Genomic DNA, 22,457 nt, shown 5'->3' with positions numbered 1-22,457 from the left:
TGAGCGCGCGGGGGCGGGCGACCGAGACGGTCACGCGCCTTCGTGCGCTCGTCGACCAAACTAATCAGCTTCTTGGTTGGCGTACGACAGACCCCGCAGCACGACAGGTGCGCTCCCTCTCCCCGTCCTTCACGGGGAGAGGGTTGGGGTGAGGGGCAGACGCACGAGTGGTATTCGTGGTAAGACCTGTACCCCCTCACCCGGATCGCATCTGGCGATGCGATCCGACCTCTCCCCGCAAGCGGGGCGAGGTTAAGAGGCACCGAGCTAGCCGCCTCAGTGCCCCTTCTATCAGTTAAACCTTCAACCCGGTCTGCGCGGCCAGCTCCTTCAGCGACACCTGCGGCCTCGCGCCGATGTGCTGGATCACCTCGGCCGCAGCCAGGCCGCCGAGCTTGCCGGCGATCTCGTAGCCGGTCTTGCGCACGAGGCCGAACAGGAAGCCCGCGGCGAACAGGTCGCCGGCGCCGGTCGTGTCCACCAGCGTCTCGATCGGATGCGCCGGCACCGCGATGACGCCGTCATTCGACACCACGACGCAGCCCTTGTCGCTGCGGGTGACGATCCCCAGCGTGGCGTCCTCGCGCAGCTGCTTGAGCGCGCCGTCGAAGTCTGAGGTCTGGTACAATGAATGCAGCTCAGCCTCGTTGGCGAAGACGAGATCGACGGTGCCGCCGCGCATCAGGTCGAGGAACTCCTCGCGATAGCGATCGACGCAGAACGCATCCGACAAGGTCAGTGCGACCTCGCGTCCCGCATCATGGGCGATCGTCGCGGCCTTGACGAACGCGTCCTTGGCGTCCTTGGGATCCCACAAATAGCCCTCAAGATAGACGATCCGCGCGGCCGCAATCTGCGCGGGATCGATGTCGGCCGTGGTCAGGTTTTGCGCGGCACCGAGATAGGTATTCATGGTGCGCTCGCCGTCCGGCGTGACGATGATGTAGGAGCAGCCGGTGGCCGGACCGTCGGCGGCGGGCGCCGTGTCGAACGCGACGCCGGCGGCGCGGATGTCGTGCGTGTACATCTTGCCGATCTGGTCGCCCTTGACCTTGCCCACATAAGCAGCACGCGCGCCGAGGCTGGCGAGACCGACGATGGTATTGGCGCCCGAGCCACCCGACATTTCCGTCGCCGGACCCATATCCGCATAGATGGCCGCCGCACGCGCCTCGTCGATCAGCGCCATGCCGCCCTTGGTCATGCCGTGCTTGGTGAGGAAAGCCTCATCGGCCTGCACCAGCACGTCGAAAATCGCGTTGCCGATCCCGAGAACATCGTATTTCGCGTCAGTCATCCACTGGCCCCGTTTACGGCGTTTGCAAACGCTGCGGCCTATCACAAGCGGCGCTGCTATAGAAGCCTCATGATCCGATCATTCGTGACCGTGTTGTCAGGAACACTCAGCTCGCGCCTGCTCGGCTTCGGCAGGGACGCGCTGATCGCCGCGCTGCTCGGCGCGGGGCCGGTCGCGGATGCATTCCTCGCGGCATTCCAGCTCGTCAACGTCATCAGGCGGCTGCTGACGGAAGGCGCGCTCAACGCGGCGCTCGTGCCGGCCTGGCTGCGGATATCCCGGCAGGCGGGCAGCACGCGTGCTGCAGCTTTTGCCGGCCGCGTGCTCGGCACCGTCAGCGCCGGGCTGTTCGTGGCAACGATCGTGCTGGCGCTGCTGATGCCATGGATCATCACCGTGCTTGCGCCCGGCTTCGCCGGTGAAGAGACGCTCACCCTCGCCGTCAATGATGCCCGGCTGATGCTGCCTTATCTCGCCTTTGCCGGGCCCTCGACCGTGCTGCTCGCGCTGTCGACGGCGCAGGGACGCTTCGCGCTCGCGGCTTTCGCACCGCTGCTGTTCAACGTCGCGCTGATCGCAACCACGATCGTGCTGCTGATGCAACATCCGGATCCGTCGTCCGCCGCACTGCTGCTCGCCGCCACGATCGGCATCGCCGGACTGCTGCAGCTCGCCATGCTGGCGCAAGGTGGAAAGCACCTTCGCATCGCCTGGCCGATCCGTGTCTCGACCGACGCCGAGATGCGCCGCTTCTTCACCAAGGCGCTGCCCGGCATGGTCGCCAGCGCTGGTCCGCAATTGCTCGCGGTCGGCGGAGCGATCGTCGCGTCCACCACGCCGTCAGCCGTGTCATGGCTGTATTTCGCCAACCGGCTGATCGAGCTGCCGCTCGGCCTCGTCGGCGTCGCGATGGGCACCGTGCTCGTGCCCGAGCTGAGCCGCGCATTGCAGTCAGGTGATCAGGAGGCGCTGTCCGAGGTGCAGTCGCGTGGTCTCGAGCTGACGATCGGGCTGGCGCTGCCCGCGACGCTCGGCCTGATCATCCTGAACGAGCCGGTCGTTCGTTTGCTGTTCGAACACGGCGCCTTCACCCCCGGCGATGCCGCGGCGACGGCGCGGGTGCTGACCTGGCTCGCGGCCGCATTGCCGGCTCAGGTGCTGACCAAGGCGCTGCAGCCTGCCTTCTTCGCGCGCGAGGATACGCAGACGCCGCTGCGCGCGACGCTGATCGGATGCGGTGCGGCGATCGCGCTGGCGTTCCTGCTCGCGCAACCGTTCGGCGCCGCCGGCATCGCTGCGGGTCTGGCGCTCGGCGCCTGGGCCAATGCGGCGGTGCTGATCCGTCGCGGCACCGCGAGCTTCGGATTCGCCATCTCGCCCGATGCGCGGCGCCGGCTGCCGCGCATCGCGCTGGCAGCCGCGGCGATGGGCGGGGTTCTCTGGATGGTCGCAGCGCGTGTCAGCGAGCCATCAGGCGGCCATCTCGGCGCCGCGCTCGTTCTCGCGGCCCTGATCGGCGGCGCCATCCTCTTTTACGCCGCGCTTCTGCTGGCTCTCGGCGTCGTCGATTGGAAGGAAGCCGCCCGGGCCTTCCGGCAAAAGCCAGCCCGCGACTTGCACCTTTAAGGCGCTCGTGCCAAACGACGCTCCAAATCCACCATCCGGAACAGTGACCATGGCCTTCGTGGAACGGGTTTTCTCGGGCGTCCAGCCGACCGGCAACCTGCATCTCGGCAACTATCTCGGCGCGATCGTCAACTTCGTGAAGATGCAGGAGACGCACAACTGCATCTATTGCGTCGTCGACATGCACGCGATCACGATGCCGATCGACGTCTGGGGCGGCCCGGCCGAGCTCGCGCGCAACACGCGCGAGGTGACCGCGGCCTTCATCGCCGCCGGCATCGACCCGAAGAAGCACATCGTGTTCAATCAGAGCCAGGTCTCCGGCCATGCCGAGCTCGCCTGGATCTTCAACTGCGTGGCGCGCATCGGCTGGCTGAACCGCATGACGCAGTTCAAGGAGAAGGCCGGCAAGGACCGCGAGAATGCGTCGGTCGGTCTGTACGATTATCCGGTGCTGATGGCGGCGGACATCCTGCTGTACCGCGCCACCCATGTTCCGGTCGGCGAGGACCAGAAGCAGCATCTCGAGCTCTCGCGCGACATCGCGCAGAAGTTCAACAATGATTTCGGCGACTCGATCCGGGCCCAGGGTTTCGGCGACGGCCTGTTCTTTCCGTTGCCCGAACCGTTCATCACCGGCCCCGCGACGCGCGTGATGTCGCTGCGCGACGGCACCAAGAAGATGTCGAAGTCGGATGCGTCGGACTATTCGCGCATCAACCTGACCGACGATGCCGACACCATCGCGCAGAAGGTCCGCAAGGCGAAGACCGATCCGGAGCCGCTGCCGAGCGAGGAGAAGGGGCTGGATACGCGTCCCGAGGCCGACAACCTCGTCGGCATCTATGCGGCGCTGTCGGATCGCAGCAAGGCGGACGTGCTCAGGGACTTCGGCGGTGGCCAGTTCTCCAGCTTCAAGAACGCGCTGGTCGAGCTGTGCGTCACCAAGCTCGGCCCCATCGCCGCCGAGATGAAGCGCCTGACGGCCGACCCGGGCTATGTCGACTCCGTGCTGGTCGACGGCGGCGAGCGCGCCCAGGCGATCGCCGCGGAGACGATGAAGACCGCCAAGGATATCGTCGGCTTCATCCGCAAGGCGTGATGCATAGCGGCTGACCGCAGCAGCGCATCGATCTGCGCTGCCCGCCGATCCCGCGTGGAACCCGCGGCCCCTCTCCCCAACGGAGACGGGCTGTGGCAGCATCACGGCGGATCGACTTGCAGCAGCAGGCGGGAACGAGGATGGCGGCGCAGCGGCAGAGCTACCAGACCGGCCATGCGCCGAAATGCCTGGTCGTGGTCGACGACAGCGAGGAATGGGACCGCGCGATCCGCTATGCCGGCCGCTGGGCCGTGCGGGCCGGCGGCCGTATCGTGTTGCTGCACGTCATCGAGACCGAGGATCAGAACCAGCAATGGCTGGGGGTTGCCGATCTCATGCGCGCCGAGGCCCAGGACGAAGCCAATGCCGCGCTCGATCAGGCGGCCGCATTGCTGTCCGCCATCGGCGCGCCCGCGCCCGACCGGCTCATTCGCGAGGGCGAGCCGACCGCGCAGATCCTGGCCAGCATCGAGCAGGACAGCGACATCGCTCTGCTGGTGCTCGCGGCCCATTCCGGCCCCGAAGGCCCGGGCCCGCTGGTGACCCACGTCACCAAGACGATCGGGGCCTTCCCGATTCCGCTGGTGATCGTCCCCGGCGACCTCGACGACGCCGATATCGACGCACTTTCATAGGGTTGGCGAGGCAGCGCGGGGAGCGCCCTCTTGATCGTGCGCGCCCCCGCGCCATCTGCTATGACGACACCACAGGCCGGCCTTGAACCGGCGCTGCCGGAGAAAACCATGTTCATCCAGACTGAAGCCACCCCCAATCCCGCCACCTTGAAGTTCATCCCGGGCCGCGTCGTGCTGTCGAGCGGAACGATGGAGTTTGCGAGCCGCGACGCCGCGGCCCGTTCGCCCCTCGCCGAGCGGCTGTTCGCCGTCGACGGCGTCACCGGCGTGTTCTACGGCGCCGACTTCATCACCGTGACCAAGACCGACGGCGAGTGGCAGCACCTCAAGCCGGCCATCCTCGGCGCGATCATGGAGCACTACATGTCGGGCGCGCCGCTGCTCGCCGATGGCAGTGCCGCCAACGACGAATCCGCCGACGAGGACGATGAGTTCTACGACGAGGCGGACACCGAGACGGTCGGCATGATCAAGGACCTCATCGAGAGCCGCGTCCGCCCCGCGGTCGCCAATGACGGCGGCGACATCACCTTCCGCGGCTTCAAGGACGGCATCGTCTATCTCAACATGAAGGGCGCCTGCTCCGGCTGCCCGTCATCGACGGCCACCCTGCAGCACGGCATCCAGAACCTGCTGAAGCACTTCGTGCCGGAAGTGGTCGAAGTCCGGCCGATGTGACGGGAGGCGCGTAGCGAATAGGGAGTAGCGAGTGGGGAATAGCGAGGCGGCATCGCCCATTCGCTATTCGCCACTTCCCTTCTCACGCCGCCTTGCCGATGCTGGCGGCCTCGGCCGCCGCCTGGCGCATGTTCGACGACATTTCGCTGGTCACGGTGCTCTGCTCGCCGACCGCCTGCGCCGTCGATGACACGTACTCGCTGACGTTCTGGATCGCGGCCTTGATGGCGTCGAGCGCACCGACGACGTCGGATGAGATGCCGTTGAGATGTTCGATTTCGCTGCCGATGCGATCGGTCGCCTGCTTGGCCTGATTGGCCAGGTTCTTCACCTCGCCGGCGACCACCGCAAAGCCGCGCCCGGCTTCACCGGCACGCGCGGATTCGATCGTCGCGTTGAGCGCGAGCAGGTTGATCTGGCCGGTGATGCTGCCGATCAGTTCGACGATGCTGCTCATCGCGCCGGCCGCCGAGGACAGCCGCTTGGCCTGCTGGTCGGCGTCCTCGACGCGCGTCACCGCCGCGGTGGCGGTCTCCTTCGACCTGGCCATGGCGTCGGCGATCTGCTGCACCGATGAATTGAGCTGCTCGGCACCGGCGGCAACGTGCTCCATCATGCCGCGGACCTTGTCGCCCTTCATGCGGGTGATCACCTGCGAGGTGACGTCGGTCGCGAACTTCACGATCTTGAACGGCTTGCCGGTGAGATCCTTGATCGGGTTGTAGGTCGCCTGGATCCAGACCTGCCGGCCGCCTTTGCCGGCACGCTCGTACTCGCCGCTCTGAAACTCGCCGCGCGCCAGCGCGGCCCAGAACTCGCGATAATCAGCGTTGTCGCTCGCGCCCTGCGGCATGAACATGCGGTGGTGCTGGCCCTTGATCTCGGCGAGCGTGTAGCCGAGCGTCTCGAGGAAATTATCGTTGGCGTCGAGCACACGGCCGCTCAGATCGAACTCGATCACCGCCTGGGACTTGCGGATCGCCGCGATCTGGCCGGCGAAATCGGCAGCGTTCAGCTTCTGCTGCGTGACATCAGAGGCGTATTTCACGACCTTGAACGGCCGTCCGGTGTCGTCGAGGATCGGGTTGTAGGAGGCGAGGATCCAGACCTCCTTGTTGTCCTTGCCGCAGCGCTTGAACTCGCCCGAGCGGAACTCGCCGCGATTGAGGCTCGCCCAGAACTCCTTGTAGGTGGCGCTGTCACGCTCGCCCGGCAGCACGAACATGCTGTGATGCCGTCCCTTGATCTCGGTCAGCGAGTAGCCCATCGCATTGAGGAACTGGTCGTTGGCGTCGATGATGGTGCCGTCGAGATCGAACTCGATCACCGCCTGGGCCCGTCCGATGGCAGCGATCTTGCCGGCATCCTCGATGCTGCGCATCTTCTGCGCCGTGATGTCGGAGGCGAATTTGATGATCTTCACCGCCTTGCCGCCGTCGAGCACGGGATTGTAGCTGGCCTGGATCCAGACCGGGCGGTTGCCCTTGCCAAAACGCTTGTACTCGCCCGAGCGGAACTTGCCGGCTCTGAGATCGCTCCAGAAGGCGCGATAATCGGCGCTGTCGCGCATCTCGGGCGCCACGAACATCTGATGATGCCGCCCCTGGATTTCGGCCAGCGAGTAGCCCATCGCGTCGAGAAAATTCTTGTTGGCGGTGATGATCGTGCCGTCGGTGCCGAATTCGATCACGGCCTGCGAGCGATTGATCGCCTCGACCTGGGCCATCGCATCACGCGACGCCGCTCCGGCTGACCAGAATGACATGGAAGATCCTCTTTTCGGATGTGGGGCGGCGCCGTTCTCGTGGAGGGAGCGCCAGCCGTCGCGATGTTTGCGGGGGACAACTCCCACCGGGTCGGAAAGATTTGCTTAAATGATCGGAAATTCAGTAGTTTACCTGCTCGGTGGTTGCGGCTTGATGCGTTTTTCCTGATCAGGATGTAAGAAGACGGCAACCGACTTCATCAAAGTACCCAAAAAGGTATTCCGCGCTCCCTCACTGCGAACCCAACGGATGTTGATCCTCGCCATCGATACTGCCCTCGACCATTGCGCCGCCGGCGTTCTCAATACTGATTCGGCCGAGATGATCGCCCAGGACGTGCTGCCCATGAAGCGCGGACATGCCGAGGCCTTGATGCCGCTGCTCGCACGCGTGATGCAGCAATCCGGCATCGGCTTCGCCGATCTCGACCGAGTCGCGGTCACGACCGGCCCAGGTAGTTTCACGGGGCTGCGGGTCGGGCTCTCCGCCGCACGCGGCATTGGCCTGGCCGCTCACAAGCCGGTGGTCGGCGTCACCACATTGTCAGCCTATGCCGCACCGGTCGTCAGCGAGGACCGCAATCATCCGGTGATCTCGGCGATCGATGCCCGGCACGATCATCTCTACTATCAGGTCGTGAGCGGCAGCGGCGAGGAGCTGGTCGCGCCCCAGGTGGCGTCGATCGACGACGTGCTCGCCGCCGCACGATTCGGCGCGCCGCATCTGGTCGGCAATGCCGCGGCGATCCTCGCGGAGCGCTGGCCGCACGGGGACGCAGCGCCCGTCGCGGTTGATACTCAGCCCGGCCCGGATATCGCGTGGGTCGCCTGGCTGGGCGCGGCGGCAGATCCTGCGCACGCGCCGGCGCGGCCGTTCTATCTGCGCGCGCCCGACGTCAAACCGCCCGCGGGCGCAATGCTCGATCCGGTGCAGACGGCCGTCTCCTGATGAACATGTTCTTCCGGTGGCTCAGCCGCCCCAAACCCTCGATCGAGGCTGCCACGCCGCGCGACGCCGCCCGTCTGGCGCAGATCCACGCCGCCTCGTTTCATCGCGGCTGGGGCGAGGGCGAGTTCGAGACGATGCTTGTCGAGCGCAACACGCTCATCCATCGCTTGCAACTCGGTCGCAAACTCATCGGCTTCATCGTCTCACGCATCGGCGCCGACGAGGCGGAGATTTTAACGGTCGCACTTGACCCAAATCAGCGCGGTCGCGGCCTCTCTCGTGATTTGTTGCTGACGCATCTGGGGCATCTTGCAGGTCGCGGAGTCCGGACGGTTTTTCTCGAGGTCGAGGAAAACAACCAGCCGGCCCGGCGACTCTATGAACGTGCCGGATTTGCGACCGTCGGCCGGCGGGAACGCTATTACCTTCAGCCCGGCGGAGAACAGTTGAACGCGCTTCTGATGCGCCGGGACTTGTCGTAACCTGCGCTTGGTGGCAGAAAGCGCATCCTTGAGGCGAGAGACGATGACCTCCTTGAAAACAACGCCAGCGCTCAGTTCCACCGGCATCGAGGCCCGCTGCGCCGCCACCGGCATGCGGATGACCGAGCAGCGCCGGGTGATCGCCCGCGTGCTCGCGGAAGCTTCCGATCATCCGGACGTCGAAGAGTTGTATCGGCGCTGCGTCGCTGTCGACGACAAGATCTCGATCTCCACGGTGTACCGCACCGTGAAGCTGTTCGAGGACGCCGGCATCATCGAGCGCCACGATTTTCGCGAAGGCCGCGCCCGCTACGAGCAGATGCGCGACAGCCATCACGATCACCTGATCAATCTGCGCGACGGCAAGGTGATCGAATTCACCTCCGAGGAAATCGAGAAGCTGCAGGCGGAGATCGCCCGCAAGCTCGGCTACAAGCTCGTCGACCATCGCCTGGAGCTGTATTGCGTGCCGCTCGACGAAGAGACGAATGGCTGACGCAGCGCAGGCCTCCCCGCTCGATCTCGTCATTTTCGATTGCGACGGCGTGCTGGTCGACAGCGAGGTGATCTCCTGTCAGGCGCACGCCGACGTGCTCAGCCTGTGCGGCTATCCGATTACGGCCGCCGAGGTGTTCGACCGGTTTCTCGGCCGCTCCTCGAAACAGGCGACCATGGAGGTCGAGGCCGAGCTCGGCCGCAGCCTGCCCGACGATTTCAATGCGAGGTTGCAGGAGCGCCTGTTCCGGACGTTCGAGCAGGAGCTGCACCCGGTCACAGGCATTACCGACGCGCTCGACGCGCTCGACGTGCCGGTCTGCGTCGCCTCCTCCGGCTCGCATCAGCGCATGCGCGTGAGCCTCGGCACCACCCGGCTGTATGACCGGCTGGCACCGCACATCTTCTCCTCCTCGCAGGTCGAGAACGGCAAGCCGGCGCCTGACCTGTTTCTGTTCGCGGCCGCCCAGATGAACGCGCGTCCGGCGGCCTGCGTCGTCGTCGAGGACAGCATCGCCGGGATCCGGGGCGGCCTCGCCGCCGGTATGAGGGTGCTCGGGTTCCACGGCGGCAGCCATTGCCGCCCTGGTCATGCCGACAGCCTGCGCCAGGCCGGCGCCACGTTGGTTTTCGACGACATGCGGCAATTGCCGGCGATTCTGAGCCAGCTTGGCGAGAAAACCGCCCGGCTCGCTGGATTTTCGGCGGTCTAGCCTATATCTGAGCGCGGCGCCGAGATTGGCGCTCCCGACCGCATGCAAGGTTTCATGACGCCGCCGCGCAAGCTGCACATCAAGTCCTATGGCTGCCAGATGAACGTCTACGATGCCCAGCGCATGGTGGACACGCTCGCGCCTGAGGGCTTCGTCGAGACCGCCGATGCCGGCGACGCCGACCTCGTGATCCTGAACACCTGCCACATCCGCGAAAAGGCGTCCGAGAAGGTCTATTCGGAGCTTGGACGCCTCAGGGTGGCGAAGGAGGAGGCGGCGAAGGGCGGCCGTGCGATGCAGATCGCGGTGGCGGGCTGCGTGGCGCAGGCGGAAGGCGAAGAGATCATCGCCCGCGCGCCCACCGTCGACGTCGTGGTCGGGCCTCAGAGCTATCATCATCTGCCGCAGCTGCTGGCCCAGGCCGGCCGCGGCGAGCGCGCGATCGAGACCGAATTCCCGGCCGAGGACAAGTTCGGCTACCTCGCCAGGCCCAGCCGCGAGGCCATTCGCGCCCGCGGCGTCTCGGCCTTCGTGACGGTGCAGGAAGGTTGCGACAAGTTCTGCACCTTCTGCGTGGTGCCGTATACGCGCGGCAGCGAGATGTCGCGGCCGGTGGCGCGCATCGTCGACGATGTCATGCAGCTGACCGACAGCGGCGTCCGCGAGATCACGCTGATCGGCCAGAACGTCAACGCCTATCACGGCGAAGGCCCCGACGGCCGTACCTGGACCCTCGGCCGGCTGCTGTACAGGATCGCCGAGATTCCGGGCGTGGCGCGCATCCGCTACTCCACCAGCCATCCCAACGATGTCGATGACAGCCTGATCGCGGCGCATCGCGATCTCCAGGCGGTGATGCCGTTCGTGCATCTTCCCGTGCAGTCCGGATGCGACCGCATCCTCGGCGCTATGAACCGCAAACACAGCGCGGCCGATTACAGGAAAGTCGTCGACCGTTTTCGCGCGGTGCGGCCGGATATTGCATTCTCTTCGGACTTCATCGTCGGGTTCCCCGGCGAGACCGAGGAAGATTTTCGCGCCACCCTCGCGCTGATCGACCAAATCGGCTACGCTGCAGCTTATTCTTTCAAATATTCGTCGCGCCCGGGCACTCCGGCAGCGGACATGCAGGAGATGGTGTCAGCGACCGAGATGGACGAGCGATTGGAGCGACTCCAGAGCTTGATCGACAGCCAGCAGGCAGCCTTCAACAAGGCCGCGATTGGCTCGGTCGTCGACGTGTTGTTCGAACGCGCCGCGCGCAAGCCCGGTCAGCTGGTCGGACGCACCGCCTATCTGCAGCCGGCCCATGTCATGGCATCCGACGACATCATCGGTCAGGTCCTGCCTGTCAGGATCGACAGCCTCGAACGTTACAGCCTGCTTGGCGAACTCGTCACGACAGGCGCGGCGCCCCGCCCGGGCGCTGCATCCCTCATGTCCATCGGAGGCTGAGCACTTGCCCAAGAGCGCATCGGATTCATCTTCCCTCGCTCCCAGCCGCAAGTTCGACCGCGACATGTCCATGCCCCCTGAAACCCAGGTCGTCATCGACTTCGACGACAACCGTGCTGCATCCGCCCTGGTCGGTCCCTACGGCCAGAATCTGGCGCTGGTCGAGCGCCGGCTCGGCGTCGTGGTCGATTCCCGCGGCAACCACATCACCATCGGCGGCAGCCGCGACGGCTGCGACGCCGCGCGCCGCGTGCTGGAATCGCTGTATGCCCAGGCCGTGAAGGGGCAGGACCTGTCGCAGGGCGACGTCGAAGGCGCGATCCGCGCCGTGGTGGCACAGGGATCGCTGTTCGAGTTCGACGCCAAGAACGGCAAGAACGCGTTCGACAGCATCAATCTGCGCAAGCGCCAGGTGCGCGCGCGCACCGCTGCCCAGGATTCCTACATCCGCGCCTTGAAGCGCCACGAGCTGGTGTTCGGCATCGGCCCGGCTGGCACCGGCAAGACCTGGCTCGCGGTCGCGCATGCCGCGCAGCTGTTCGAGCGCAAGGAAGTCGATCGCATCATCCTGTCGCGCCCCGCGGTCGAGGCCGGCGAGCGGCTCGGCTTCCTGCCCGGTGATCTCCGCGAGAAGGTCGATCCCTATCTGCGCCCGATCTACGACGCGCTCTACGACCTGATGGATGCGCGCGTCGTCGAGCGCGCGCTGCAGGCCAACGAGATCGAGATCGCTCCGCTCGCCTTCATGCGCGGGCGCACGCTCACCAATGCCGCGATCATCCTCGACGAGGCGCAGAACACGACATCGATGCAGATGAAGATGTTCCTGACGCGTCTCGGCGAGAACAGCCGCATGATCATCACCGGCGATCCCTCGCAGGTCGACTTGCCGAACGGCCAGACCTCAGGCCTCGCCGAGGCCGCGCGCCTGCTCGACGGAGTCGAGGGGATTGCGCAGGTCAGGTTCACCGGCGACGACGTCATTCGCCACGAATTGGTGGCGCGCATCGTTGCCGCCTATGAGGGTCCGAAAGCCCGCTGACGCGAGAGCAAGCACGCCGATGCGCGCATCGTGAAGCGCCATCCGCACAGATATCGATTAGGATGCCACAAAGTCCCATTCCCATTACCGAGGTCATTGTCGCCGCCGATTGCTGGCAGGACCAGCCCGACGCCGAAGACGTCATACAACGCGCCATCCTCGCCGCCGCCGAGATGGTGGAGGCTGATGTCGGCGACGCCGAAATCGCGGTCATGCTGACCGATGACCAAGGCATCCGCACGCTGAACAGCAACTGGCGCGGCATCGACAAGCCGACCAACGTGCTGTCGTTTCCGGCGCTGCAGCCGACCGGCCCGCGCGGCGACGATGACGCGCCGCGCATGCTCGGCGACATCGCCATTGCCTATGAGACGATGCGGCGCGAGGCCGACGACGAGCAGAAGCCGTTCGAGCATCATCTCAGCCATCTCACCGTACACGGCTTCCTGCATCTGATCGGCTACGATCACGAAACGGATGACGAGGCCGAGGAGATGGAGGCGCTGGAGACCGAGATCCTGGCCCATCTCGGCATCCCCGATCCCTATGCCGACCGGGAACGGATCAATTGACCATGGCCGATTCCGAGCCCATCCACGACAATCCGCGCAACACGCGCAACCTGCCCGCCGTGGTGCCGCCCTCCGAACTCGGCCGCTCGCCGAGCGAGAGCTGGCTACTGCGCGCGTTGCGCAATCTGTTCGGCTGGAAGGGCGGCGGCTCCGTCCGCGACGACCTGCAGGTCGTGCTCGATGCCTCGACGCCCGATGACATCGGCTTCTCCGCTGTCGAGCGTACGCTCCTGCGCAACATCCTCGATCTGCATGAGCGCCGCATCGCCGACGTCATGGTGCATCGCGCCGACATCGTCGCCGTCAGGCGCGACATCACGCTCGGCGAGCTGATGAGCCTGTTCGAGAGCGCGTCGCATTCTCGGCTGGTCGTCTACAACGATACGCTCGACGACCCCGAGGGCATGGTGCACATCCGCGACCTGCTCGCTTACATGACGGCGCAGGCGCGCATCTCCGATGATGCAAAGGCCCGGCGCAAGAAGCCGCTGCCCGCCGGGCTCGACCTGAAGAGCGTCGAGCTGTCGATGCCGCTGTTCGAGGCCAACATCATCCGCAAGCTGCTCTATGTGCCGCCATCGATGCGGGCCATCGACCTGCTGGCGCAGATGCAGGCGTCGCGCATTCATCTCGCGCTGGTGGTCGACGAATATGGCGGCACCGACGGGTTGGTCTCGATCGAAGACATCGTCGAGCAGATCGTCGGCGAGATCGACGACGAGCATGACAGCGACGAGCCGCCGGCGATCATGCGCCAGGCCGACAACGCCTTCATTGCGGATGCCCGCGCCAGCCTCGATGACGTGCGCCGGGTGATCGGCGAGGAGTTCGTGACCGGCGAGGCCGGCGAGGGCGTCGAGACGCTCGGCGGCTATCTCGTCAACCATGTCGGCCGGCTGCCGGTGCGCGGCGAGCTGATTTCCGGGCCCGGCAATTTCGAGGTCGAGGTGCTCGACGCCGATCCGCGCCGGGTCAAGCGGCTGCGGATCGCGCCGCGCAAGGAGCGCCCCGTGCCGCGGCCGCCGCGCGAGAGCCGGCGCCGCGAGGCGCTGCCCGAGGCGGGCGCGCCGTCGGAGCCGCCGCGGCCGGCCGATGCCAGCCCGGCGCCCAGCAGTGACGACAGCAGCCCGCCACAAGGCGACGGAGCAAGCTCACAGTGATCCGCACCACGATGATGCGCGACCTCGCCGCCAGCGTCGTTCTGGCCTGGGGTTGGAAGCGCGCGGCGATCGCGCTCGCCGCAGGCGCCCTCTCCGCGCTGGCGATGGCCCCGTTCAATGCGTGGCCGGTGCTCGCCGTCACCTTCCCCGTTCTGGTCTGGCTCATCGACGGCGCGGCCGCCGGACGCCGTCGCGGCATCCCGGCGGCGGCGCTGACCGGCTTCTGCTTCGGCATGGGCTATTTCGTGCCCGGCCTGTACTGGATCGGCCAAGCGTTCCTGGTCGATGCCGACACCTTCGCCTGGCTGATGCCGTTCGCGGTGCTCGGGCTGCCCGCTTATCTGTCGTTGTTCCCGGCATTGGGCTTCGCGCTGGCCCGCTTGATTTGGACCCGCGATTCCAGCCGCATCCTGGCGCTGGCGGCGTGTCTGACGGCGAGCGAATGGCTGCGCGGCCACGCGCTGACCGGCTTTCCCTGGAACACGTTCGGCTACGCCCTGTCGCAGCCGCTCGCGCTGGCGCAATCGGCCTCGTTGATCGGCATCTGGGGCATGACGTTCCTCACCATCGCGATCTTCGCCAGCCCCGCGGTGCTGATCGACGGCAAGAGCTGGCGCGAGCGCTTTCGGGTTCCGGCCGCAGCCGGCGCGCTGCTGATCGTGATGGGCGTGTTCGGCGCCGTCAGGCTCGGCCAGCATCCGACCGCGTATGTCGCCGATCTCAAGCTGCGGATCATGCAGCCCAACCTGCAACAGGATGTCAAATTCAACTACGGCGCCAAGGCCGAGGTGATGCGGCGCTACCTGGCGCTGTCGGACCGCGCCACGGGGCCCAATGCGACCGGCGTGCGCGACACCAACGTGCTGATCTGGCCTGAATCGGCGTTTCCGTTCTTCCTGACCCGCGAAGCCGACGCCATGGGCCAGATCGCCGACCTGCTGTCGCCTGGCACGGTGCTGATCACCGGTTCGGTGCGCGCCCCGGACGGCCCGCGCACCACGCCGATCACCCGCGCCTATAATTCGATCTATGTGATCGACCACGACGGCACCGTGCTGTCCGTCTACGACAAGCTGCATCTGGTGCCGTTCGGTGAGTTCCTGCCGTTCCAGAACCTGCTCGAGCGGATCGGGCTGGAGCAGCTGACCCGCGTGCAGGGCGGCTTCATTGCAGGCACGATAAGACGCAACCTGGACGTGCCACACGCACCGCGTGTTCTTCCTTTGATCTGCTACGAGGCCATCTTTCCGAGTGATAGTGTGCCTCACGAGGAGCGACCGGGCTGGATCGTCAATCTCACCAATGACGGCTGGTTCGGCATTTCGACTGGTCCGCATCAGCATCTGCAGCAGGCGCAGTGGCGTGCGATCGAACAGGGGCTTCCATTAGTTCGATCAGCGAACACAGGCATCTCCGCAGTGATCGATCCCGTCGGCCGCATCGTCGCGCAACTATCTCTCGGTGCGGAAGGCGTGCTGGATTCCGCGCTGCCTGTTGCGCTGCAGCCCTCTATTTATGCGAGATTCGGCGATGTTCCGGCGGCAATCCTGTTAGTGCTCGCCCTGAGCACGGTCGTTCGCAGACGTGTTGCTCAAAAGCTTCCCTGACGGCAGCAAGATCTGAATTCTTTCCGGGTGCGTAAGATTTTTTTTGACATCCAAAACCCCAAGTGTTGACAGATAGCTGCTGCAATTCGCATTCTCGCGCGGCAGCATGATCCGCTCAGTTCGCTGCTCGACCGTCCATCGTTAGTACGACATGCGAGCAGAAATTGACGGTGTGAGCGCCTGAGGCATACTGCGATCGCCTCGTTCCGAGGCCCTGATTCAAGGAGTTGAGAGATGTCGACGAAAGCGCCCAACCCTGTTGACAAGCATGTCGGCAGCCGGGTGCGGATGCGCCGTATCATGTTGGGCATGAGCCAGGAAAAACTTGGTGAGGCTCTCGGACTCACGTTCCAGCAGATACAGAAGTACGAAAAAGGCACCAATCGAGTCGGCGCCAGCCGGATCCAGCAGATCTCCGAAGTCCTGCAGGTCCCTGTCTCGTTCCTGTTCGAAGGCGTCCCGAGTGGTGGGACCAATGGTGAAGCTTTCGGCGAGGGCGCCTCTCCGGCCTATGTGTCTGATTTCCTGGCAACCTCCGAAGGACTGGCGTTGACCCGCGCATTCACGCGGATCCACGACTCCAAGCTTCGCCGCAGCATCGTCGACCTGGTCGAGCAGATCGCTGATCGCGAGGCACCGGAAGAGGGCTAGAGCTGAGCCACGCTGATGCGCTGGCGCTGACATTCCTATTGCGACCGCTCTCATATGAATGCTTCTCATATGAATGTCAGCGCCTCCGGGGGGCCATGAGCGAAGCCAGCTTGGCGGACGTTGCGGACACGGCTCGTGTTCCGCAATGCCGATGAGCCGATAGACAAGTTCGATAATGATGATTAGAGCGCGATGGCTCCCCTTCGGGAAACGCTGTCGCGCTCTAAATCATTTTGTGCGCATGTGACGCCGGGCAGCGGGCAGCAGCGCCGGCCGAGATCCGCGCGCGACGGCCCCCAATTGATACCTTTTACTAACCATCGAGAACTCTTGATCTAAGCTCATGACCGTCAGCGCAAATCCGTTCGATAGCCGCACAATTCTCGAGGGCATCCGCCAATGGGTCGAGATCGAGAGCCCGACCGACGCCCCCGATCAGGTCAACCGACTGGCCTCCGTGGTCGCCGAAGGCTATCGCGGGCTCGATGTCACGATCGAGCGGATCGCCGGCCGCGATGGTTGCGGCGATCACCTGGTGGTGCGCTCGTCGTGGGGCCAGAAGGAGCCGGGCATCCTGGTCCTCAGTCATCTCGACACCGTGCATCCGCTCGGCTTCATCGAGCGCCTGCCGTTCTCGATCGACGGCGACATCGCTTACGGTCCCGGCATCTACGACATGAAGGGCGGCGCCTATCTCGCCTATCACGCCTTCCGCCAACTCTGCATCGCCGGCGAGCCAACGCCACTCGGCATTACTCATTTGTTCGTCTCCGACGAGGAGATCGGCAGTCCGACATCCCGCGACCTGATCGAGGAGGAAGGCCGCAAGGCCAAATACGTGCTCGTCACCGAGCCGGCGCGCGATGGCGGCAAGATCGTTACCGGCCGCAAGGGCGTCGCCCGTTTCGACGTGTCGATCCGCGGCGTGCCTGCACATGCCGGAGCACGTCCGCAGGATGGACGCAGTGCGATCCGCGAACTCGCCAACGTGATCCACGCCCTCGAAGCGCTGAATGATCCCGCGCGCGGCATCACCGTGAATGTCGGCGTCGTGCGCGGCGGCACGCGCCCGAACGTCATCGCCGAGGAGGCCTATGCCGAAGTCGATGCGCGGCTGCCCACACCCGGTGATGCCGACGAGATCGTGCCCAAGATCCTCGGCTTGAAATCGCGCAGCGAGGGCGTCACCGTCGACGTCAGGGGCGAAGTCAATCGGCCGCCTTACGTCAAGGGCAATGCCGGCGCAGCGCTGTTCGAGCACGCGAGAACGCTCGCTGAAGAGCTCGGCTTCGATCTCGTCGACACCTATACGGGCGGCGGCTCCGACGGCAATTTCACCGCGCCGTTCACGGCGACGCTCGACGGTCTCGGCGTCGACGGCAAGGGCGCGCATACGCATTACGAGCAGATGTTCATCTCTTCGATCGAGCCGCGGGCGCGGCTGCTCCACCGCCTCTATCAGACGCTGCGATGAGCACCGCGATGATGCCCATCGATGACGATCACACCGGCACCGAGGCCATGCACGGCCAGGGCTCGTTCTTCGGCCGGCGCAAGGGCCACAAGCTCCGTGCGCATCAAGCCGATCTGGTCGAGAACCTGCTGCCGCACCTCGCGCTCGATCTCTCCGCTCCGGCCGATGTCGTGCTGCCGACGCTGTACGACCCGCCGGTCGAGGCGCTGCGTCTCGAGATCGGCTTCGGCGGCGGCGAGCATCTCGCCGCCGAGGCCAAGGCTTATCCGACGACCGGCTTCATCGGCTGCGAGCCCTACGTCAACGGCATGGCCAAGATCCTCTCAGCGATCGAAGCCGACAACATCGCCAATGTCAGGCTGCTCGCCGGCGATGCCGCCGAACTGCTCGCCTGGCTGCCACCGCAATCGCTGCAACGGATCGATCTGATCCATCCTGATCCCTGGCCGAAGCGGCGACATTGGAAGCGGCGCTTCGTGCAGGACGCGACCATCGTCGCAATGGCCCGCGCGCTCAAACCCGGCGGCGAATTCCGTTTCGTCAGCGACATCGCCGACTATTGCGCCTGGACGCTCTGGCATCTGCTTCGCTCGCCCGACTTCGTCTGGACGGCGGAGCGCGCCGATGACTGGCGCCTGCCCTGGCCGAACTACACGATGACGCGCTACGGCCGGAAGGCCACGCGCGAGGGTCGCGTGGCGAACTACCTGATCTTCCGGCGGCGTTGAGTCCTACGGATTGAAGCATGATCCGGAGAAGTGCGCAGCGGTTTTCCGAAAAGATCATGCGCGAACAACAACCTGAAGCGCGATGACGATTCATCCCAATCTCATCGCGCTTCAGTGGCGCGTCTTCCAGAACGCGACCACGCGATCGGCCGTCGATGACGACAGGCGCGCGTAATTCACGCGGATGGCATCGAGCTCGCGCTGCGCCGGCACCCGCCTCGGCCCGAGGCGAAGCTGAATCAGCGCCTGCACGGTGCTCCAGGCGAGCCCGATGGTCCGGCCGAGAATGAGCAGCGGATCGTGGCGATCGCCCGACACCAGGCGGTCGAGAGTCGCGAGCTTCAGCCCCGTCATCGCGGCCAGCGCGGCGATGACCTCCTCATATCTGTGCTCGCACGCAAAGCCGAGCAGCGCGGCTTCGTCCAGGGCGTCGGCTTCATAGAGCGACAGAATCGTCCGCTGCGCCGGCACGAAGTTGCGCTTGCTGACGCTTGCGCTCACGGTCCCTGCGAGCTCCGCAACGGCCTGCCTGATCTTTGTCTGCCGCTCCGGCCCGACCACATCGAACAGCCGGCGCTTGACGACATCCAGGGCGCCTTCGAGCAGCCGCTTGAGGTGCTCATCGGAGAGATCGTCACGTTTGCCGACTGCAAGCGTCAGCACGCCGTCGAAGCTCGCACGGTTGATCAGGTCCGAATAGCCGCGTTCGGAAAACTCCGCCCCATCATTCGCTGCCGTCCGCCGGACCACATCGCGATCACCGCGGCGCACCAGCACCTCCGTCGTCTCCGGCGAGAGCCGTGCGCGCTCGGCGATCGCAAGCAGATGGCCCTGGCTCTTGCCTTGCGCGATGTCGATCAACGCGCCGTCGTCGAGTGCCGGCGAACGGCGCAGCAGCGGAGCGGCCACTGCGACGTCGTCATCGCGCGCGAGTTGGCCGATCACGACGCGCGGCGCTTTCACGAGCCGCGACAAGCGCTCGGACAGATCGATCCGCGTCGCCAGATCGGCGAGCGGCACCAGATCGATCAGCAAGCCGTCGAACAGGTTGATGTGCTCGGGGCGCAGCCTCGTTGCGTCCTCGAGAAACAGATCGGCAATGCGACGCGTCGCCTCGACGCAACGCTCGGCGTCGCCGTGCCGTACAATCCCGTCAAGGCCGGGGATCAGCGCAGTAGCTGGGGTCATGACGACAACTCATACGCAACGCGACACATGTCCGTGTCCCCGCCCCGAATGACCGCCGGGACGCAGGGCACGCCAACTGATGGCTATTTTTAGATGATCTTGGTGAATGAAGGATTAGGCCCGCCCGACGGCCCTGCACGGGCCCTACCCGACGCCGCGCCACGCTCATCTGGGGTTCCGGCCCCGAGTCCGGCCCAGACAACCCTTGCCGTCAGCCGGCAAAGCCGCTATATGAGCGCCATCAAACATCATCTCATATACGATCGCGTAGTGAGGGTGGGCCCTTCCGGACCCGCTCTTTTTTGTTACCTGGACCGCTCCGCCCCTGGCGCGACCGGTCCGGTGAGCGCGATCGAACCGGCCTGACGGTCAAAACGAACGGCCGAAACAAGCAAGACACGCGATCGACGCCTCGATGACGGAACCGACCCTCACAGCCGCTGATACCGACCTTCTGACCGAGCCCCGGCTCGTCGTCGAGCCGGGCGTGGCGGCGCGCGTCGCGGCGGTAGCCGACCCGGTGCTGCAGGGAATGGGTTACCGCCTGGTTCGGATCCGCATCTCCGGCGAGTCCGGCTGCACCGTCCAGGTGATGGCCGAGCGTCCCGACGGCACGATGCAGATCGAGGATTGCGAGGCGGTGTCGCGGGCGCTGTCGCCTGTGCTGGATATCGCCGACCCGATCGACCGCGCCTACCGGCTCGAGATCTCCTCGCCCGGCATCGACCGGCCGCTGGTGCGCCGCTCCGATTTCGAACGTCATCTCGGGCATCTCGTGAAGATCGAGATGGCGGTCGCGCATCAGAACCGCAAACGCTTTCGCGGCATCATCAAGGGCGTCGAGGGCGACGGCGTCCGCATCACCCGCGACGACGTCGCCAAGGACGTGGATCCGGACGTCGTGCTGCCGATGGCCGACATCGGCGACGCCAAGATGGTGCTGACCGACGAGCTGATCGCCGAGTCCATGCGCCGCGGCAAGGCCGCAGAGCGCGAGAAGAAGCGCGACCTCGGGCTTGCCCCGCCGCTGGCGCCGCATGCCAAGCCGGCGGCCCAGGCCAAGCCGAAACCGAAGTTGAAGGAGAAGCAGCCGGCCAAGAAGCCGCTGCCGACCAACACCAAGAAACATCGCCTCGCCGCCGATCGCGCGCGCAGAGGCGAGATCGATCCTGATTAGAGGAGACAAGAGCCATGGCCGTCAGCGCCAACCGGTTGGAACTGCTGCAGATCGCCGACGCCGTCGCGCGCGAGAAGTCGATCGACCGCGGCATCGTGATCGCCGCCATGGAAGACGCGATCGCCAAGGCCGCCCGCGCCCGCTATGGCAGCGAGACCGACGTCCATGCCGAGATCGATCCGCGCAAGGGCGAGCTGCGGCTGTCGCGCCACATGCTGGTGGTCGAGAAGGTCGAGAACCCCTCCAACCAGATCTCGCTCGATGACGCGCGCCGCGCCAATCCGGGCGCGCAGATCGGCGACACCATCGCCGACACCTTGCCGCCGCTGGAGTATGGCCGCATCGCCGCGCAGTCGGCCAAGCAGGTCATCGTGCAGAAGGTGCGCGAGGCCGAGCGTGACCGGCAGTACCAGGAATTCAAGGACCGCATCGGCGACATCGTCAACGGTGTCGTCAAGCGCGTCGAATATGGCAGCGTGATCCTCGACCTCGGCCGTGGCGAGGCGATCATCCGCCGCGACGAGATGCTGCCGCGCGAGGTGTTCCGCAACGGCGACCGCGTCCGCGCCTACGTGTTCGACGTCCGCCGCGAGACCCGGGGACCGCAGATCTTCCTGTCGCGCACCCATCCGCAATTCATGGCCAAGCTGTTCGCCCAGGAAGTGCCGGAGATCTATGACGGCATCGTCGAGATCAAGGCGGTCGCCCGCGACCCCGGCTCGCGCGCCAAGATCGGCGTCGTGTCGCGCGACTCCTCGGTCGACCCGGTCGGCGCCTGCGTCGGCATGCGCGGTTCGCGCGTGCAGGCCGTGGTGAACGAGCTGCAGGGCGAGAAGATCGACATCATCCCGTGGTCGCCTGATATCGCGACCTTCGTGGTCAACGCGCTGGCCCCGGCCGAAGTCGCCAAGGTCGTCATCGACGAGGACCGCGAGCGCATCGAGGTCGTGGTGCCCGACACCAACAACCAGCTCTCGCTGGCGATCGGCCGCCGCGGCCAGAACGTCCGCCTCGCCTCGCAGCTGACCGGCTGGGACATCGACATCCTGACCGAGCAGGAAGAGTCCGAGCGCCGCCAGGCCGACTTCGAGAACTCGACCCGCGTGTTCATGGAATCGCTGAACGTGGACGAGGTCGTCGGCCAGCTGCTGGCGTCGGAAGGCTTCACCTCGGTCGAGGAGTTGGCGCTGGTTGATCTGAAGGATCTCGCCGGCATCGAAGGCTTCGACGAGGAGACCGCGACCGAGCTGCAGACCCGCGCCCGCGAATTCCTGGAGCAGCAGGAGGCCGAGCTCGAGGCCAAGCGCAAGGAGCTGGGCGTCGAGGACGCGGTGAAGACCGTGCCCGGCGTCACCACCAAGATGCTGGTCAAGTTCGGCGAGAACGACATCAAGACCGTCGACGACCTCGCCGGCTGCGCCACTGACGATCTGGTCGGCTGGACCGAGCGCAAGGATGGCGGCGAGCAGACCAAGTATCCCGGCATTCTCGACGGTCTCGAGGTGTCGCGCGACGACGCCGAAGCCATGGTGATGCAGGCCCGCGTCAAGGCCGGCTGGATCACCGAGGCCGATCTCGCCAAGGGCGAGGCTGCCGAGGATGAAGCTGAAGGACAGCCCGCCTGACCCATGATGGACGCCGCGATGACCCCCGCCAAGATC

21 protein-coding genes are annotated in these 22,457 nt (G+C 65.7%); 18 read left to right on the top strand and 3 right to left on the bottom strand.

Annotation, left to right across the window (positions count from 1 at the left end; all coding sequences use genetic code 11):
- Positions 1-295: 295 nt before the first annotated feature.
- A complete protein-coding gene (locus tag NLR35_RS17280; protein WP_257167720.1) occupies positions 296-1,297 on the bottom strand; it encodes an adenosine kinase in 1,002 nt (333 codons plus the stop codon).
- 69 nt (positions 1,298-1,366) lie between these two features.
- Between NLR35_RS17280 and murJ the strand changes: the two genes are divergently transcribed.
- The 4 genes from murJ to NLR35_RS17260 all read left to right on the top strand — a co-directional run bounded on the left by murJ (position 1,367) and on the right by NLR35_RS17260 (position 5,338).
- Positions 1,367-2,923 (top strand): murein biosynthesis integral membrane protein MurJ, encoded by a 1,557-nt coding sequence (murJ, locus tag NLR35_RS17275; RefSeq protein WP_257167719.1) that lies wholly within the window; start codon positions 1,367-1,369, stop codon positions 2,921-2,923.
- A gap of 49 nt (positions 2,924-2,972) precedes the next feature.
- The gene (gene trpS, locus NLR35_RS17270; protein ID WP_035641537.1) at positions 2,973-4,025 is read left to right on the top strand and encodes a tryptophan--tRNA ligase; all 1,053 of its coding nucleotides are present in this window, start codon (positions 2,973-2,975) and stop codon (positions 4,023-4,025) included.
- A 140-nt stretch (positions 4,026-4,165) separates the two neighbouring features.
- Complete coding sequence (locus NLR35_RS17265; RefSeq protein WP_257167773.1) at positions 4,166-4,660, top strand: universal stress protein; 495 nt, start codon at positions 4,166-4,168, stop codon at positions 4,658-4,660.
- 108 nt (positions 4,661-4,768) lie between these two features.
- Positions 4,769-5,338, top strand: a complete 570-nt coding sequence (locus tag NLR35_RS17260) for a NifU family protein (protein ID WP_257167718.1) — start codon at positions 4,769-4,771, stop codon at positions 5,336-5,338.
- An 82-nt stretch (positions 5,339-5,420) separates the two neighbouring features.
- Here the strand turns inward: NLR35_RS17260 and NLR35_RS17255 are convergent, their stop codons facing one another.
- Positions 5,421-7,103 (bottom strand): PAS domain-containing methyl-accepting chemotaxis protein, encoded by a 1,683-nt coding sequence (locus NLR35_RS17255; RefSeq protein ID WP_257167717.1) that lies wholly within the window; start codon positions 7,101-7,103, stop codon positions 5,421-5,423.
- 250 nt (positions 7,104-7,353) lie between these two features.
- On the opposite strand from NLR35_RS17255, the gene tsaB reads away from it, so the two are divergent.
- From tsaB to NLR35_RS17195, 12 genes are all read left to right on the top strand, one after another.
- A complete protein-coding gene (tsaB, locus tag NLR35_RS17250; RefSeq protein WP_257167716.1) occupies positions 7,354-8,052 on the top strand; it encodes a tRNA (adenosine(37)-N6)-threonylcarbamoyltransferase complex dimerization subunit type 1 TsaB in 699 nt (232 codons plus the stop codon).
- Positions 8,052-8,534: a ribosomal protein S18-alanine N-acetyltransferase gene (gene rimI / locus NLR35_RS17245; protein ID WP_257167715.1), complete on the top strand. Its 483-nt coding sequence runs from the start codon at positions 8,052-8,054 to the stop codon at positions 8,532-8,534. The genes tsaB and rimI overlap by 1 nt, the downstream gene beginning before the upstream one ends.
- Before the next feature lie 43 nt (positions 8,535-8,577).
- Entirely contained in the window at positions 8,578-9,030 is a 453-nt protein-coding gene (locus NLR35_RS17240) for a Fur family transcriptional regulator (protein ID WP_006615442.1), read from the top strand.
- On the top strand, positions 9,023-9,742 hold the full coding sequence (locus tag NLR35_RS17235; RefSeq protein WP_257167714.1) for an HAD family hydrolase: 720 nt from the start codon (positions 9,023-9,025) through the stop codon (positions 9,740-9,742). Before NLR35_RS17240 ends, NLR35_RS17235 begins: the two co-directional genes overlap by 8 nt.
- Before the next feature lie 54 nt (positions 9,743-9,796).
- Positions 9,797-11,197: a tRNA (N6-isopentenyl adenosine(37)-C2)-methylthiotransferase MiaB gene (gene miaB / locus NLR35_RS17230; RefSeq protein WP_257167772.1), complete on the top strand. Its 1,401-nt coding sequence runs from the start codon at positions 9,797-9,799 to the stop codon at positions 11,195-11,197.
- Positions 11,198-11,261: 64 nt separating this feature from the next.
- Positions 11,262-12,239, top strand: a complete 978-nt coding sequence (locus NLR35_RS17225; protein ID WP_257167713.1) for a PhoH family protein — start codon at positions 11,262-11,264, stop codon at positions 12,237-12,239.
- 62 nt (positions 12,240-12,301) lie between these two features.
- Positions 12,302-12,811, top strand: a complete 510-nt coding sequence (ybeY, locus tag NLR35_RS17220) for an rRNA maturation RNase YbeY (RefSeq protein WP_257167712.1) — start codon at positions 12,302-12,304, stop codon at positions 12,809-12,811.
- 2 nt (positions 12,812-12,813) lie between these two features.
- A complete protein-coding gene (locus NLR35_RS17215; protein ID WP_257167711.1) occupies positions 12,814-13,971 on the top strand; it encodes a hemolysin family protein in 1,158 nt (385 codons plus the stop codon).
- Positions 13,972-13,982: 11 nt separating this feature from the next.
- Complete coding sequence (gene lnt / locus NLR35_RS17210; protein ID WP_257167771.1) at positions 13,983-15,578, top strand: apolipoprotein N-acyltransferase; 1,596 nt, start codon at positions 13,983-13,985, stop codon at positions 15,576-15,578.
- A gap of 234 nt (positions 15,579-15,812) precedes the next feature.
- The gene (locus tag NLR35_RS17205) at positions 15,813-16,229 is read left to right on the top strand and encodes a helix-turn-helix domain-containing protein (RefSeq protein WP_006615449.1); all 417 of its coding nucleotides are present in this window, start codon (positions 15,813-15,815) and stop codon (positions 16,227-16,229) included.
- A 343-nt stretch (positions 16,230-16,572) separates the two neighbouring features.
- Complete coding sequence (locus NLR35_RS17200) at positions 16,573-17,703, top strand: M20 family metallopeptidase (RefSeq protein ID WP_257167710.1); 1,131 nt, start codon at positions 16,573-16,575, stop codon at positions 17,701-17,703.
- Complete coding sequence (locus NLR35_RS17195) at positions 17,700-18,431, top strand: tRNA (guanine(46)-N(7))-methyltransferase TrmB (protein WP_257167709.1); 732 nt, start codon at positions 17,700-17,702, stop codon at positions 18,429-18,431. The genes NLR35_RS17200 and NLR35_RS17195 overlap by 4 nt, the downstream gene beginning before the upstream one ends.
- A 111-nt stretch (positions 18,432-18,542) precedes the next feature.
- Here the strand turns inward: NLR35_RS17195 and NLR35_RS17190 are convergent, their stop codons facing one another.
- Positions 18,543-19,619, bottom strand: a complete 1,077-nt coding sequence (locus NLR35_RS17190; RefSeq protein ID WP_257167708.1) for a DUF2336 domain-containing protein — start codon at positions 19,617-19,619, stop codon at positions 18,543-18,545.
- Between the two features lie 415 nt (positions 19,620-20,034).
- Between NLR35_RS17190 and rimP the strand changes: the two genes are divergently transcribed.
- Together rimP and nusA are read left to right on the top strand one after the other, a co-directional pair.
- Positions 20,035-20,796, top strand: a complete 762-nt coding sequence (gene rimP, locus NLR35_RS17185; protein WP_257167707.1) for a ribosome maturation factor RimP — start codon at positions 20,035-20,037, stop codon at positions 20,794-20,796.
- A gap of 14 nt (positions 20,797-20,810) precedes the next feature.
- The gene (gene nusA, locus NLR35_RS17180) at positions 20,811-22,421 is read left to right on the top strand and encodes a transcription termination factor NusA (RefSeq protein ID WP_257167706.1); all 1,611 of its coding nucleotides are present in this window, start codon (positions 20,811-20,813) and stop codon (positions 22,419-22,421) included.
- Positions 22,422-22,457 lie beyond the last annotated feature (36 nt).

Origin of the sequence: Bradyrhizobium sp. SRS-191 (assembly GCF_024586915.1) — a bacterium.
Taxonomy (GTDB): domain Bacteria; phylum Pseudomonadota; class Alphaproteobacteria; order Rhizobiales; family Xanthobacteraceae; genus Bradyrhizobium.
This window is presented reverse-complemented; position numbering and strand designations above follow the sequence as displayed.